We start from the raw sequence: 13,789 nt of genomic DNA, 5'->3' as shown, positions 1-13,789 counted from the left end.
CGTTCTGCTCCTGGGGTCATCCCGGTGTGTCGGCGTCCACGCCCACCCGACCAGGCGAGCTAGCCTGAGGTATGGACGCTGTCACGGTTGTCCCCACACCCGCCAATGAGCCGGTGCACTCCTACGCGCCCGGAAGCGCCGAACGGGAGCTATTGATCGGCAAGCTCGCCGAGCTGGCCGCCGCGCCCGTCGACGTGCCACTGGTGATCGGCGGCAAGCACCGACCCGGCATCGGTGAACGGCACGACATCGTCGCACCGCACCGGCACCGGCAAGTGCTGGGTACCTACACCGACATCACCCAGTCGGAAGCGCACGGAGCCATCGACGCCGCGATAGCGGCCGCCCCGGGGTGGCGGGCACTGCCCTTCGAGGAGCGCGCGGCGGTGCTGTTGCGCGCCGCCGACCTGCTGGCCGGGCCGTGGCGGGAGACCCTCGCGGCGGCCACCATGCTCGGGCAGTCGAAATCGGCCCAGCAGGCCGAAATCGATGCTCCGTGTGAGCTGGTCGACTTCTGGCGTTTCAACGTCGCGTTCGCGCGGGACATCCTGGCGCAGCAGCCCGGGTCCAGCGCCGGGGTGTGGAACCGGATGGACTATCGACCGCTGGAAGGGTTCGTCTACGCCATCACGCCGTTCAACTTCACCGCGATCGCCGGGAACCTGCCGACCGCGCCCGCGCTGATGGGCAACACGGTGGTGTGGAAGCCCTCGCCGACGCAGACGTTGTCGGCGTTCCACACGATGCGGCTACTGGAAGCGGCGGGCCTGCCGCCCGGCGTGATCAACATGGTCACCGGCAACGGGGTGCAGCTTTCGGAGGTGGCGCTGACCGATCCGCGGCTGGCCGGGATCCATTTCACCGGTTCCACCAAGACTTTTCGGTATCTGTGGCAGCAGGTGGGCGCGAATGTCGATCGCTATCACGGCTATCCGCGCCTGGTGGGGGAGACAGGTGGCAAGGACTTCATCGTCGCGCACTCCTCGGCCGACCCGGACGCGCTGCGCACTGCCCTGATTCGCGGAGCGTTCGAGTATCAGGGCCAGAAGTGCTCGGCGGCCTCGCGCGCCTACATCGCGCGGTCGGTCTGGCGTGCGATGGGCGACGAGTTCCTGCACGAGACCGGCGAGCTGAGCTATGGCGACGTCGCGGATCTGTCGAATTTCGGTGGGGCGTTGATCGATCGGCGCGCCTACGACAAGAACGTGACGGCCATCCGCCGCGCCGTGGAAGCGGGCATCGCCATCCCGGTCGGCGGAACCTACGACGACAGCGAAGGCTGGTTCGTTCGGCCCACCGTGTTCCTTGCGGACAACCCGCACGACGAATCGTTCGCCACCGAGTACTTCGGACCGATCCTGTCGGTGTACGTCTACGACGACACCGAACCCGGCGCCTACAGCGCGATCCTCGCCGAAGTGGAGTCGGCGGCGCCCTACGCGCTCACCGGCGCGGTGTTCGCGCAGGACCGGTACGCGATCGAAGAGGCCGACGCCGCGCTGCGATTCGCGGCGGGCAACTTCTACGTCAACGACAAGCCCACCGGCGCGGTGGTGGGTCAGCAGCCGTTCGGCGGGGCGCGCGCCTCCGGCACCGACGACAAGGCCGGTTCGCCGTTGAACCTGCTGCGCTGGGTCGCGCCACGGACGATCAAGGAGACGTTCGTGCCTGCCGTGGATTACCGCTATCCACACATGGGCAGCTGAGGCGCGCGGTTACACCAGCGGCTTCCCCTGCCGCAGCCGCCTGCGCAGGTCGTAGTGGTAGGCGTTGAGCGGGAACATTCGTGCCGATTTCGGCAGTCGCCGGTGCACGGCCCCGATGGCCCGCAGCAGCCGGTCCAGGCGCCGCTGGTCGCGGTCGGTCCAGGTCATGCCCATCTCGTCGCGCAGGTGCTGCGGGAGCAGGCCGGTGACGATGAAACGTTGCAGCCCGGCGAAGACCACCTGCACCGGTCGCGGCATCATCTTCAGGTCGACCAGGCCGTCGAAGTAGTCCCGCAGCTCGGGCTCGATGCCGCGCTTGGTCAAGTTCTCGTCCCAATACCGCTGGAATGCCGCGCGATTCGCCGGCCACATCTCCGGCCGCATCTGCAAGGTGGTGCCCAGGCGCGCGGCGTAGTCGTAGAAGGCGTCGGCGGTGGCGGCGTCCATGGGTCCGTGCATCCGGGTGTAGAGGTCATCGATGCCCCAGTACAGGCAGGCCGCGACCCACAGTTGTAGGTTCGGGTCGAAAGCGTTGTACTTCACCGGGCTCGCTGCGGTGGAGCGCACTGATCGGTGCGATACGTTGACCGCCTCGCGGTACGCCTCGCGCTCGGCATCCGACCCGAGCAGCGCGACGGCGATATAGGTGAGTGTGGTGCGCAGCCGCTTGATCGGATGCAGCGTGACTTTGCCGCTGTCGACGGTGCTCTCCAGGACGCCGCGGCCGACCGGGCGCAAACTCAGCTGCATGATGACATTGGCCGCGCCGCCGAGAAAGGCGGCGATGCCGTCGACGTACTCTTCGACCGTCTCCGGCGTGAGGGCTCGGCTGGGGTCGGGCTCGTGCTCGGCGGTGCGCAGCGGCGCGGTCATCGTCGACCTCGTCTTTCGTGTCGGCCCGATCCGAGAAGTATCGGTCGATGAGAAGATTATGTCCAAACTGTCTCATCGACTCGCGGGTGCTGTCAATCATGCGAGATGACGGTGACGGTGTGCGATGCTGAAAATGTCATCGTTTCGATCTCGCGGATAGGGTTGAGGTATGGCCAGGCTGACCAGGCTGCTGCCGCTGGTGCGCAGCGCTGCCCCCGAGGATCGCAACCAGGCGCGAGTGCTGGACGCGGCGCTGCTGGCGTTCCTGGACTTCGGTATCAAGCGAACCAGCATGGTCGAAGTCGCGCGCCGCGGTGGATTGTCGCTGGCCACGCTCTATCGCCGCTTCGCGAGCAAAACCGATCTGATCAGGGCCGTCGGGCTGCGGCAGACGCGCGATTTCATCGAGGAGGTCGACGCCGCGCTCCAGCGCCAAGTAGACCGGAACGCGAGCGCGGAAGATCAGATCGTCGAACTGTTCGCCGCGTTCATCAACGGGCTGCGCGGAAATCAACTGATCCACCGGCTGCTGGCCACCGAACCCGAACTCGTGCTGCCCTACCTGACCACCCAGGGCGCTCCGGTCATCGAGCTCGGGCGGGATTATCTGGCCGAGTTCATCACGCGCTTGCAGCGCGAAGGCAAGTTGCCGGAATACGATCCGGAGCCGTTGGCCGAGATGATCGCCCGTACCGCGCTGTCACTGGCGCTGACGCCGCAGACCGTCATCCCGCTCGGTGACGACGCGTCGATCCGGCAGTTCGCGCGCGACCACGTGGCGGTGTCGTTCCGGGTGCGCTGACCGGCTCAGCGGTGTGGCGGGACTCCGGTGATCATCGCGCCGAGCGCGGCCATGACATCCGCGGTCTGCTCGGCCGAGGTGCCCCGGGTGTGCGCGGTCACCGCGAAACCGGGGCCGTAGGAGGCCGAGGCGACCTCCGGCTCGCCGAAATCCGACCAGCCCCATTTGGTGCCGAGCACGAATGGCCACCGTGCGGTGCCCCAGTCCTGTTCGGTGCCGTCTTGGGCCGTCGATCCCGCCGCCGCCATCCATTCGAAGATCGGTGATCCGGGATCGGTGCGCAGTTTCGTGGCGAGAAAGTCGGATACGTCGGCGGCGCTGGTCGCGCCCGCGCCCCAATTGGGTCCGGGCGCCGTCTCGGAGAGCCCGTATTCGGCGGCGATGGCGGCGACGGCCTGGGGATACTTGGCCTCCATCACGCTCGCCGCCCCGTCATCGGAATAGCGGATCATTTGCTCGCCTAGAAATCGGTCCTCGGCCGAGCCGTCGCCACGGCGCAGGGCGTAATCGGCGAGGAAGAGTTTCGACAGCGACAGGCTCGAGCGCGACTCGTGTTCGTTCGCCGTGCCCCAGCCGATGCCCACCGAGGTGCGCACGGAGATGGCGGTGCGCGGCGGTACCGCGGCCACCTCGGTCTCCGCGGTCTCGTCGGCGCAGGCCACCGGCGCGGACAGTGCCAGGAACGCGCCCGCGACGAGCGCGGTCGCGGTCGATCGGTAGCCCATCTTCTCCTCCTGGCTCGCGGCATCGGACCGCCGATCGGGACAACCTGATCGGGTGTACGGAAAGCGATTGCCCAGTAGTAGCTCGACGAAACGGATTCCGTCGTCAGACCAGGCGCAGGCCGAGCCGGCGCCGGACGCGCATATCGAGGAGATAGGTGTTCAGGGGAAACAGGCGGATCGGTCGCGGGAGCCGGGATTGCGTGGCCCCGACCGCGCGCAAGATGTGGGCGAGTGCGCGCTCGTCGCGGTCGGTCCAGGTCATGCCCATCTCGGCGCGCAGATGCTCGGGCAGCAGGCCGGTCACGAAGAAGCGATGCAGACGCCCGAACGCCAGCTGCGCGGGCCGGGGCAGCATGCGTAGGTCGACGAGGTCGTCGAAATAGGCACGGACGACCGGGTCGATGCTGGTCTTCGCGAGATTCGTGGCCCAGTACTCCGCGAAGGCGCGCCGGTCGGCAGGCCACATCGATTCGGGCATCTGAAGAGTGGTGCCGAGCCGGGCGGCCAGATGGTAGAACGCGTCGGCCGTCGCCTCGTCCATCGGGCCGTGCATGCGCTCGTACAGATCCTGCGCTCCCCAATGCAGGCAGGCCGCGACCCACAGTTGCAGCGCGGGGTCGAAAGCGTTGTAGCGCACCGGGCTCGACGCGGTCGAGTGGACCGGGCGGTGTGAGACGTCGACCGCCTCGCGATAGGCGGTGCGTTCCTCGTCGGTGCCGAGCATCGCCACCGAGAGGTAGGTCAGGGTGGTGCGCAGTCGTTTGACCGGATGCAACATCACGTTGCCGCTGTGCACGGTGCTCTCCAGTACGCCGTAGCCGACCGGCGGAGTGCTCAGCTGCATGATGACGTTCGCGACGCCGCCGAACAAGCCGGCTACGCCGTCGATGTATCGCCCGATGTCGAAGGAGTCCGGCGATTCGGGGGAACGCGTCGCGGGAAGTGGCCTGGTCATCGTCGACCTCGCAATGCTGAGAAAGCTATGCAACAACGTTCTCACCACGTCAGCGCGAGTGTCAACCGTCACATCCGGCTCCGGTCGCCCCGGGACGCGGTGGACCGGGCGAAGTAGCGTGGTCGGATGTCGTTCGGTCCGCCGCTGCTGCTCAGTTCGCTGAACCCGCTCGCCGTCGCAGGCGGAGCGGATATCCCCGACGCCGTCACCATCGACGGGACCACCCTGTCTCGCAGTGACCTGCTGGGCGCGGCCACTTCGGTGGCCGAACGCGTCGCGCGCGCCGAGCGGGTGGCGGTGCTGGCAGCCCCGACCGTGGAGACCGTGCTCGCGGTGGTCGGCTGCCTCATCGCGGGTGTCACCGTGGTGCCCGTTCCACCGGACTCCGGAACCGCGGAGCGCGCGCACATCCTGGCCGATTCGGGCGCTCAGGCGTGGCTGGGGAAAGCACCGGAGGACGCGGAACTGCCCGTGGTGCCGGTGCGACGGCACGCCAGGTCATGGCACACCTATCCCGAACCCGATTCGGCCGCTACGGCATTCGTGCTGTACACCTCGGGAACCACCGGTTTGCCCAAAGGCGTGATGCTCAGCAGGGGCGCGATCGCGGCCGGTCTGGACGCCCTCGTCGAGGCATGGGCCTGGACCGCGAGCGACACTCTGGTGCACGGGCTTCCGCTGTTCCACGTGCATGGGCTGATTCTCGGCCTGCTCGGCCCGCTGCGTGTGGGCAGTCCGCTGATCCACACCGGCAAACCGACGCCGCAGGCGTACGCGGCGGCCGAAGGTTCGCTGTACTTCGGCGTGCCGACCGTGTGGTCGCGGGTGGTCGAGGACCCAGACTCGGCGAAGCGATTGTCCGGCGCGCGGCTGCTGGTCTCCGGTAGTGCGCCACTGCCCGTGCCGGTGTTCGAGCGACTGCGCGAGCTGACCGGGCACGCGCCGGTCGAGCGCTACGGCATGAGCGAGACCATGATCACGCTGTCCACCCGGGCCGACGGCGAGCGCAGGCCGGGCTGGGTCGGCACGCCGGTGCGCGGCGTGCGCACCCGGCTGCGGGACGAGTCCGGCTCCTCCGTCCCGCACGACGGCGAGAGCGTCGGCGGCCTCCAGGTCTGCGGGCCCATGCTCTTCGACGGTTATCTGAACCGACCGGAGGCGACCGCGCAGAGTTGGACCGAGGACGGCTGGTTCCGGACCGGCGACGTCGCCGCGATCGACGCGGAGGGCTTCCACCGCATCGTCGGCCGGGAATCGGTGGACCTCATCAAATCCGGTGGCTACCGGGTCGGCGCGGGGGAGGTCGAGACGGTGCTGCTCGGTCATCCGGCGGTCGCGGAGGCCGCGGTGGTCGGCCTGCCCGACGACGACCTCGGTCAGCGCATCACCGCCTTCGTCGTGTTGCGCGATGCCGCGACCGAACGCGAACTGATCGATTATGTCGCCGGGGAACTCTCGGTGCACAAGCGTCCGCGCGAGATCCGGGTGGTCGACGCGCTGCCGCGCAACGCGATGGGCAAGGTGCAGAAGAACAAGCTGGGTTGACCTCGAGTTCGGTAGAGGTTCTACGGTCGGCCCATGACTTCGACCCTGACCCCCGAACAGATCGACTACCTGCACGCCCAGCGCCTGGGCCGGCTGGCCACCGTCCGGCCCGACGGCACCCCGCAGAACAACCCCGTCGGCTTCCGCTACAACGCCGACCTGGGCACCATCGACATCGCGGGCTGGAACATGGGCGCCTCGTGGAAATTCCGCAACCTCGCCACCAACGACCACGTCGCATTCGTCGTCGACGACGTCGCGTCGGTCCAGCCATGGCGCGTCCGCTGCCTCGAAATCCGCGGCACCGCCGAAGCGCTCACCGACGTCGACCCGTACATCTCCGGCGTCTCCCGCGAAATGATCCGCATCCATCCGCGACGCGTCATCGCATTCGGGCTCTCCGGTGCGTCTCCCGACCTCGCCTGATCGGGCCGAGGCTGCACGAGTGGACATGGTTGCGGCAGAGCGCGAGAAGAGCTCTCGACCCTGTCCACTCGTGAAGTTCTAGTCGTTGGCGTGGAGATCGGCGTTGAGTTCTATGCCGGTGCCCTTGCGGGGGACCACCTCGACGGCGCCGGTGGTGGAATTGCGGCGGAACAGGAGGTTGTCGTGGCCGGCCAGGTCGGCCGCCTTGACGAGGGTGCCGTCGGGGGTGGTGACCTTGGTGCCGGCGGTCAGGTAGAGGCCCGCCTCGACCACGCAGTCGTTGCCGAGCGGGATACCGAGGCCGGAGTTCGCGCCGAGCAGCGAGCGCTCGCCGATGGAGATGACCTTGGTGCCGCCGCCGGAGAGGGTGCCCATGGTGGAGGCGCCGCCGCCGATGTCGGAGCCGTCGCCGACCACGACGCCCGCGGAGATGCGGCCCTCGATCATCGAGGCGCCGAGGGTGCCCGCGTTGAAGTTCACGAAGCCTTCGTGCATGACGGTGGTGCCGGAGGCCAGGTGCGCGCCGAGACGGACGCGGTCGGCGTCGCCGATGCGGACGCCGGAGGGCAGCACGTAGTCGACCATGCGCGGGAACTTGTCCACGCTGTACACGGTGACCGGGCCGCGGGCGCGCAGCTTGGCGCGGGTGGCCTCGAAGCCCTCCACCGCGGCGGGGCCGTGGTTGGTCCACACCACGTTGGTCAGCAGGCCGAACTGGCCGTCCAGACTCACCTCGTGCGGCTTGACCAGGCGGTGCGAGAGCAGGTGCAAGCGCAGGTAGACGTCGTGCGCGTCGACCGGGGCGGCGGACAGGTCGGCGATCGTGGTGCGCACCGCGATCACGTCGACCCCGCGCGCGTCGTCGAAGCCCAGCAGCGCCGCGTACTCGGCGGGCGCCTCGTCCAGCCGCTTGGTGCCGGTCTCGGCGAACTCGCCCAGCTGCGGGTTCGGGTACCACGTGTCCAGTACGGTCCCGTCCGCGGTCACATTGGCGATACCGACTGCTGCTGCTCCCTGGATGCTCACGGCCTAGAGGTTACCGACCCGCGCCGGACAACGGTGCGGCTGCTCCGGCGACCGCCGTCACCAGGCTTGCTGCGCGAACACCACCGCCCCGATCCACGACGGCGACTTCTGGACCGATCCGGCGGCACATGCGCGACCTCGGGGAGAAACACGCCTCCAGTCGGTGGACGGACGGCCGAATACCGGGGCGGCACCCGAAGCTGCGCACGGTCGAGGGGTTCCCGAAGACCACCGCGTCCACCGAGTGGTCCGCGCAGGTCTGTACCGATCCACGCGCCTTCCCTCAGCGGAGCAACATTCCGTGACCGGTCCAGATGACAACCGCGATCGAAGGGAAGTGGCGTGTGGACCGTGGCGGGTGAGCGGGTCGTAGGGTGAAGCGCGTGACCATCGACCTGCATGCCGACCCGATCGCACTGACCGCCGCACTCGTCGACATCCCGAGCGTCTCGCGCGACGAGGCGGCCATCGCCGACGTGGTGGCGCGGGCGTTGCGTGAGCAGACGACGGGGTTCGAGATCCTGCGGCACGGAAACGTTGTGCTGGCGCGCACCCAGCGTGGGCTGCCCACCCGGGTGATCCTGGCCGGGCACCTGGACACCGTGCCGATCGCCGACAACGTGCCCGGCCGGTTCGAGGTGAGCCCGGTGGGTGAGCGGGTCCTCTACGGCTGCGGCTCGGTGGACATGAAGTCGGGCGACGCGGTCTTTCTGCACCTCGCCGCGACCGTCGCCGACCTGGTGCACGACCTGACCCTGATCTTCTACGACGGGGAGGAGATCGCCGCCGAGTTCAACGGGCTCGGGCACATCGAGCGCGATCTGCCCGACTGGCTCACCGGCGACCTCGCAGTCCTCGGCGAACCGTCGGGCGGCTGGATCGAGGCCGGTTGCCAGGGCGCGCTGCGCGCTCGGCTGCGCACCTCCGGCGTGCGTGCGCACGCGGCGCGGGCGTGGCTGGGCGACAACGCGATTCACCGGCTGGCCCCGATACTCGGGCGGCTGGCCGACTATCGCGCGCGGGAAGTGGACATCGACGGCTGCGTCTATCGCGAGGGCCTGTCCGCCGTCCAGGTCGAGGCCGGGGTAGCGGGCAATGTCGTGCCGGACGCCGCCGAGCTGGAGGTCAACTTCCGTTTCGCTCCCGACCGCACGATCGACCAAGCCGTCGAGCATGTGCGCGAGGTCTTCGCCGGACTCGAGCTGTCCTTCGAGGTGATCGACGCGGCGCCGGGCGCGCTGCCCGGCCTGACGGCGCCGGCTGCCAAGGACCTGATCGACTCGGTGCAGCGCCACGGTGGCGGCGGTGTGCGCGCGAAGTACGGCTGGACCGACGTCTCGCGTTTCGCGGCCCGCGGCATCCCCGCCGTCAACTTCGGTCCGGGCGACCCCAACCTCGCGCACAAGCGCGACGAGCACGTTCCGGTCGACCAGATCACCGCCGTCACCGCCATGTTGCGCAGCTACCTGAGCAGCGCACCGGACTGAACGCTGCGCGCGGATCAGGGTGCTCTCGCCGCATTCGGCGCGGCGCGGTAGTCCTCCGAATCGGGTTTTCGGACCTGTCGTGTCGTTGCTCCTAGAGATCTACGGTGGAGATATGACCGCCTTGGAGTATCGGCATCTGCTGGTCGCGCGGAAGGGCGACACGGTGCGCATCACCATGAATCGGCCGGAGCGGCGCAATGCGCTGTCGGGTGAGCATCTGGCCGAACTGCTCGCCTCGTTCCGGGCCGCCGGGGCGACCGACGCCGCAGGGATAGTGCTCGCGGCGCGCGGCCCGGTGTTCTGCGCGGGCCACGATTTCGCCGACGTCGCCGCGCGCGACTTGCTCGGCGTGCGGGAACTGCTCACGCTTTGCACTGAGCTCATGTCGACCATCCAGTCGGTGCCGCAGGTGGTGATCGCCCGGGTGCACGGTCTGGCCACGGCCGCAGGCTGCCAGCTGGTGGCCTCCTGCGATCTGGCCGTCGCCGCCGAATCCGCCGGGTTCGCGCTCCCCGGTGGCAAGGGTGGCTGGTTCTGCCACACCCCCGCGGTGCCGGTGGCCCGCGCCGTCGGACGTAAACGCCTGATGGAAATGGCCCTCACGGGCGACCCGATCGATGCCCGCACCGCCGAACAGTGGGGCCTGATCAACCGAGCGGTGCCGGACGCCGAGCTGGACACTGCCGTGGGCGCGTTGCTCGCCCGCGCTACCCGTGGCAGCCGGGCCAGCAAGGCGCTCGGCAAACGCACTCTCTACAGCCAACTCGACCGTCCCGAAGCAGACGCCTACGCCCTCGCCCTGGAAGTCATGGCCGCCGCCGCTCAACTTCCCGGCGCCCGCGAGGGAATGGCGGCCTTCCTGGCGAAGCGCCCGCCCGCCTGGCCCGATTAGCGCGGCCGAGCCCTTTCCCCGGGGTCGAAATCGCGAGCGCCGCCGTCATCACGTACCCACCGAGACCGGACGGAGAGTAACTCGGAACGCCGGACGACTTCTCCCGTCCAGCCCCTGGGTCCGCCTTGCCGGGCGGTAGCGTGGAACGCATGTCCACCGACGCCGCGGACCGTGAGGTCGCCCCCAAACCCAAGTCGACACCGAAATTCCGCGGCCCGATCATGTTTCGCCGCGAGCGGGCAGACGGCGTGGGCACCGCCGACCGGCACCTGTTGGACAGGCGTGGCGACACGGACTGGGTACACACCGATCCATGGCGCGTGCTGCGCATCCAAGCCGAGTTCGTCGAGGGCTTCGGCGCGCTCGCCGAGGTGCCGCGGGCGGTGACCGTCTTCGGTTCCGCGCGCACGTCCGTCGACCACCCGGAATACCAGGCCGGGCGGGCCATCGGCGCCGCGCTGGCGCGGGCCGGTTTCGCGGTGATCACCGGCGGCGGCCCCGGCGCGATGGAGGCGGCGAACCAGGGCGCCTGCGAGGCGGGCGGCTACTCGATCGGCCTCGGCATCGAGCTGCCGTTCGAGCAGAGCCTCAACGACTGGGTCGACCTGGGCATCAATTTCCGGTACTTCTTCGTCCGCAAGACGATGTTCGTGAAGTACTCGCAGGCGTTCATCTGCCTGCCCGGCGGGTTCGGCACGCTCGACGAGTTGTTCGAGGCGCTGACGCTGGTGCAGACGCACAAGATCACCCGGTTTCCCATCATCCTGTTCGGCACCAGGTACTGGGCGGGGCTGGTCGATTGGCTGCGCGATTCGCTCGGCGGTTCGGGCAAGATCTCCCCCGGCGACCTCGGTCTGCTGCACGTGACCGACAGCGTCGAGGAGGTCGTGCACATCATCCAGGCCGCCGCGGAGGCGGGTGGCGCCGAGGACGCGATCGGGACGGAGGATCAGTGGTGAGCGATCGGCCTTTCGCCGTCTGTGTCTACTGCTCGGCGAGCACCACCGACCAGGACCACCTCTCGCTGGCCGCCCGGGTCGGCACCGAGATCGCCCGGCGCGGTTGGCAACTGGTGTCCGGCGGCGGGCACGTCTCCATGATGGGCGCGGTCGCCACCGCGGCGCGCGCGGGCGGCGCGAACACCATCGGCGTGATCCCGAAACACCTGGTGCACCGGGAGGTCGCCGACGTCGACGCCGACGAGCTGGTGGTCACCGACACCATGCGCCAGCGCAAGCAGGTGATGGAGGACCGCGCCGACGCCTTCCTCACCCTGCCCGGTGGCATCGGCACGCTGGAGGAGTTCTTCGAGGCCTGGACCGGCGGGTATCTGGGACAGCACGAGAAGCCCATTGTTGTGGTGGATCCCAATGGCTTCTTCCGCGGGTTGTTTTCCTGGCTGGACGAGTTGTACGAGCGGAAGTTCGTGCCCCAGACGGCATTGGACCGGATTACCGTGGTGACCGATCTCCCGTCCGCGTTCGCGGCACTGGAGGCAGCGCGCATCCAGTGAGGAGAGCTGAAGACGTGAGCACCGACGCCCGCTCGACAGTGAGTTTGTTCGACCTCGCCCGCAATCTCCCCGGGATGGCCCTGGACGCGCCGGGCATGCTCCGCAACGCGCTGAGCATGCTGGTGACGGCGGATTCCAAGTCCTCGGTGGGGCTGTATTTCCAGCGCAACGCCCACCGGCATCCGGATCGGTTGTTCCTGCGGTTCGAGGGGGCGACCTTCACCTACGGTCAGGCCAACGCACAGGTGAACCGGTATGCGAGCGTGCTCGCGGCCCGGGGGGTGCGGCGCGGCGACGTGGTCGGCGTGCTGATGACCAACCGGCCGGAGACACTGTTCGTCGTGCTGGCCACGGTCAAGCTCGGGGCCACCGTGGGGCTGCTCAACCACCATCAGCGCGACAACGTGCTGGCGCACAGCTTCGGCCTGCTCGACAGCGTGCTGAACGTGGTGGGCGCGGAATGCGCCGACGCGATCGACTCGCTGCCCGAGCCGCCCACCCGCGTCCTCGCGGCCGACGACCTCCACGAGGCGGCCCGCGACGCCGACGACGCCGATCCACCGAGCTGCGCGGAGGTCACCGCGCGCGAGCGGGCGTTCCTCATCTTCACCTCCGGCACCACCGGACTGCCGAAGGCCAGCGTGATGACCCATCTGCGCTGGACCAAGAGCATGGCAGGCCTGGGCGGTCTGGGAATCCGCCTGCGCGGCAACGACACCCTGTACTGCTGCCTGCCCCTGTACCACAACAACGCGCTCACCGTCGCGTTGTCCGCGGTGCTGGCCTCCGGCGGCACACTCGCGCTCGGCCGTGGTTTCTCCGCGTCCCGATTCTGGGACGAGGTCATCCGTGAGCAGGCCACGGCATTCATCTACATCGGCGAGCTGTGCCGCTACCTGGTCAACCAGCCCGCCAAGCCGACCGATCGGCAGCACCTGGTCCGGCTCGCCGTCGGCAACGGGCTGCGCCCGGAACTGTGGGACGAGTTCAAATCGCGGTTCGGCATCGAGCGGATCGTGGAGTTCTACGGCGCGAGCGAGGCGAACATCGCGTTCGTCAACGCCTTCGGCGTGGATCGCACGGCAGGCTTCGGGCCGCTGCCGTATGCCGTCGTGGAGTACGACGAGGAAACCGGAAAAGCGAAGCGGGACAACAAGGGCCGTTTGCGCCGGGTCGGCGTCGGCGCGGTCGGGCTGCTGCTGGCCAAGGTGACCGACCGCTCGCCGTTCGACGGTTACACCGACAAGGACGCCACCGAGGCCAAGTTGGTGCGCGACGGCTTCCAGTCCGGGGACGTCTGGTTCGACACCGGCGATCTGGTCCGGGAGCAGGGCTGGCATCACATCGCGTTCGTCGACCGGCTCGGTGACACGTTCCGCTGGAAGGGCGAGAACGTGGCGACCACCGAGGTGGAGGGCGCGCTGAGCAAGGCGGAGCCGATCGCGCAAGCGGTGGTCTACGGCGTGGACATCCCCGGGACGGACGGCAAGGCGGGCATGGCCGCGGTGACGCTGCGTTCCGGCGCGGAATTCGACGGGGCGGCGGTGGCGAAGCTGGTCTACCAGCAGTTGCCGGGGTATGCCGTGCCGCTGTTCATTCGGATCGTCCACGAACTGGAGCAGACCTCCACGTTCAAAAGCCGCAAGGTCGAACTGCGCAAGCAGGGATACACCCCGGATCCCGACAGCACGCTGTACGTCCTCGCGGGCCGCGCCGAGGGCTACGTCCCCGCCTACGACGACTATGCCGCCGAGGTAGCGGCGGGACGTGCGCCCAAGAGCTGACGGGCAAGATCAGCACGGCCTGAAGACCCGGAGTGACGGACTGGCTACAGTCGTT

At 68.8% G+C, this 13,789-nt stretch carries 13 protein-coding genes; 9 read left to right on the top strand and 4 right to left on the bottom strand.

From position 1 onward, the window contains the following. The first annotated feature begins 71 nt into the window (after positions 1 to 71). The gene (gene pruA, locus NA8_RS15585) at positions 72 to 1,706 is read left to right on the top strand and encodes an L-glutamate gamma-semialdehyde dehydrogenase (protein ID WP_063051111.1); all 1,635 of its coding nucleotides are present in this window, start codon (positions 72 to 74) and stop codon (positions 1,704 to 1,706) included. A 9-nt stretch (positions 1,707 to 1,715) separates the two neighbouring features. Here the strand turns inward: pruA and NA8_RS15580 are convergent, their stop codons facing one another. Beyond that, positions 1,716 to 2,579 carry an oxygenase MpaB family protein gene (locus NA8_RS15580; protein WP_063051110.1) on the bottom strand — a complete coding sequence of 288 codons (864 nt, stop codon included), beginning with the start codon at positions 2,577 to 2,579 and terminating at the stop codon, positions 1,716 to 1,718. Positions 2,580 to 2,748: 169 nt separating this feature from the next. On the opposite strand from NA8_RS15580, the gene NA8_RS15575 reads away from it, so the two are divergent. Further along, entirely contained in the window at positions 2,749 to 3,381 is a 633-nt protein-coding gene (locus NA8_RS15575; RefSeq protein WP_040869514.1) for a TetR/AcrR family transcriptional regulator, read from the top strand. Between the two features lie 5 nt (positions 3,382 to 3,386). Here NA8_RS15575 and NA8_RS15570 read toward each other — a convergent pair whose 3' ends face one another. Together NA8_RS15570 and NA8_RS15565 are read right to left on the bottom strand one after the other, a co-directional pair. Further along, a complete protein-coding gene (locus NA8_RS15570; RefSeq protein WP_063051109.1) occupies positions 3,387 to 4,106 on the bottom strand; it encodes a hypothetical protein in 720 nt (239 codons plus the stop codon). 103 nt (positions 4,107 to 4,209) lie between these two features. After that, entirely contained in the window at positions 4,210 to 5,061 is an 852-nt protein-coding gene (locus NA8_RS15565; protein WP_063051108.1) for an oxygenase MpaB family protein, read from the bottom strand. Positions 5,062 to 5,187: 126 nt separating this feature from the next. On the opposite strand from NA8_RS15565, the gene NA8_RS15560 reads away from it, so the two are divergent. Together NA8_RS15560 and NA8_RS15555 are read left to right on the top strand one after the other, a co-directional pair. After that, positions 5,188 to 6,606 (top strand): acyl-CoA synthetase, encoded by a 1,419-nt coding sequence (locus NA8_RS15560; protein ID WP_063051107.1) that lies wholly within the window; start codon positions 5,188 to 5,190, stop codon positions 6,604 to 6,606. 33 nt (positions 6,607 to 6,639) lie between these two features. Next, positions 6,640 to 7,032: a PPOX class F420-dependent oxidoreductase gene (locus tag NA8_RS15555; RefSeq protein WP_063051106.1), complete on the top strand. Its 393-nt coding sequence runs from the start codon at positions 6,640 to 6,642 to the stop codon at positions 7,030 to 7,032. A 78-nt stretch (positions 7,033 to 7,110) separates the two neighbouring features. On the opposite strand, the gene dapD is transcribed toward NA8_RS15555, so the two are convergent. Then, a complete protein-coding gene (dapD, locus tag NA8_RS15550) occupies positions 7,111 to 8,058 on the bottom strand; it encodes a 2,3,4,5-tetrahydropyridine-2,6-dicarboxylate N-succinyltransferase (protein ID WP_063051105.1) in 948 nt (315 codons plus the stop codon). A gap of 383 nt (positions 8,059 to 8,441) precedes the next feature. Here dapD and dapE point away from each other — a divergent pair, with 383 nt between their 5' ends. From dapE to NA8_RS15525, 5 genes are all read left to right on the top strand, one after another. Then, positions 8,442 to 9,545 carry a succinyl-diaminopimelate desuccinylase gene (gene dapE / locus NA8_RS15545; RefSeq protein ID WP_063051211.1) on the top strand — a complete coding sequence of 368 codons (1,104 nt, stop codon included), beginning with the start codon at positions 8,442 to 8,444 and terminating at the stop codon, positions 9,543 to 9,545. Between the two features lie 112 nt (positions 9,546 to 9,657). Beyond that, entirely contained in the window at positions 9,658 to 10,437 is a 780-nt protein-coding gene (locus NA8_RS15540) for an enoyl-CoA hydratase-related protein (RefSeq protein ID WP_063051104.1), read from the top strand. A 149-nt stretch (positions 10,438 to 10,586) separates the two neighbouring features. Beyond that, positions 10,587 to 11,396, top strand: coding sequence for an LOG family protein (locus NA8_RS15535; protein ID WP_063051210.1), 810 nt, complete (start codon positions 10,587 to 10,589; stop codon positions 11,394 to 11,396). Beyond that, positions 11,390 to 11,950: an LOG family protein gene (locus tag NA8_RS15530; RefSeq protein ID WP_063051103.1), complete on the top strand. Its 561-nt coding sequence runs from the start codon at positions 11,390 to 11,392 to the stop codon at positions 11,948 to 11,950. Before NA8_RS15535 ends, NA8_RS15530 begins: the two co-directional genes overlap by 7 nt. A gap of 14 nt (positions 11,951 to 11,964) precedes the next feature. Continuing rightward, complete coding sequence (locus NA8_RS15525; protein ID WP_084466826.1) at positions 11,965 to 13,734, top strand: long-chain-acyl-CoA synthetase; 1,770 nt, start codon at positions 11,965 to 11,967, stop codon at positions 13,732 to 13,734. The last annotated feature ends 55 nt before the right edge of the window (positions 13,735 to 13,789 follow it).

Origin of the sequence: Nocardia arthritidis NBRC 100137 (genome assembly GCF_001612765.1) — a bacterium.
In the GTDB taxonomy this organism is placed as follows: Bacteria; Actinomycetota; Actinomycetes; order Mycobacteriales; family Mycobacteriaceae; genus Nocardia; species Nocardia arthritidis.
Note: the sequence above shows the minus strand (reverse complement) of the source record. Positions and strands in the feature narration are given on the sequence as shown.